The organism is Phyllobacterium phragmitis, from assembly GCF_002980495.1.
Taxonomy (GTDB): Bacteria; Pseudomonadota; Alphaproteobacteria; order Rhizobiales; family Rhizobiaceae; genus Paramesorhizobium; species Paramesorhizobium phragmitis.
In genome coordinates, this window is the sequence record NZ_PVBR01000093.1 from 1 (window position 1) to 487 (window position 487).

Consider the following 487-nt stretch of genomic DNA (forward strand, 5'->3'; position numbering starts at 1 on the left):
CTCGATGTCTGACATACCCGGCAAGAAGATTGGACGATGATTGTGCCTGGCTCTCTTCAAACGCGCATTAGCCAATCGACAAAGGTACTGCCGGCGGCGACGTGGGCATTGGGGCCATTGACATAGGCAGAACGCACTTCACTCGGACTGAAACCATATCGCGCCTGGAATTGCCGGCTGAAGGCAGACGGGTTGGTAAAGCCGTATTCGTAGGCGATCGAACTGATCAGCTCGCGCTCGCTCGATTTCGTCAGGGCGTGCTGGCATGCCGCCAATCGACGGTTCTTGATGAATGTTGCGACGCCACCGTGCTTTTCGAACAGATAATAGAGATTGCGCCGGGATAGGCCGAGGCGCGCGCAGATCGTGTCTGGAGTGAGATCGGGCGATTTCAGATTCTCGGCGATGAAACGCCGGACCCGGTCGAACTGGATTGCCGTAATCGGCGCCCTGGCTGCCTCCAGGGTCGCCGGGGTCTGACGAACCA

The 487-nt window shown here is 58.1% G+C and carries 1 protein-coding gene; it reads right to left on the bottom strand.

Translation table 11 applies throughout. The annotated features are described in order from the left end of the window. Nucleotides 1-56 precede the first annotated feature (56 nt). A partial coding sequence (locus C5748_RS27480) for a helix-turn-helix domain-containing protein (RefSeq protein WP_146119661.1) occupies nucleotides 57-487 on the bottom strand: 431 nt, incomplete at its 5' end.